At 54.9% G+C, this 255-nt stretch carries 1 rRNA gene; it reads right to left on the bottom strand.

From position 1 onward, the window contains the following. Positions 1-255 (bottom strand): 16S ribosomal RNA (locus tag KVP70_RS33725); the annotation flags it as partial.

Below are 255 nucleotides of genomic sequence, written 5' to 3'. Positions count from 1 at the left end.
CTCGCGGGTTGGCGGCCCTCTGTATGTACCATTGTATGACGTGTGAAGCCCTACCCATAAGGGCCATGAGGACTTGACGTCATCCCCACCTTCCTCCGGTTTGTCACCGGCAGTCTCATTAGAGTGCCCTTTCGTAGCAACTAATGACAAGGGTTGCGCTCGTTGCGGGACTTAACCCAACATCTCACGACACGAGCTGACGACAGCCATGCAGCACCTGTGTACTGGTTCTCTTTCGAGCACTCCCCAATCTCT

Origin of the sequence: Duganella violaceipulchra, assembly GCF_019166075.1 — a bacterium.
GTDB lineage: Bacteria > Pseudomonadota > Gammaproteobacteria > Burkholderiales > Burkholderiaceae_D > Rugamonas > Rugamonas violaceipulchra.
This window is presented reverse-complemented; position numbering and strand designations above follow the sequence as displayed.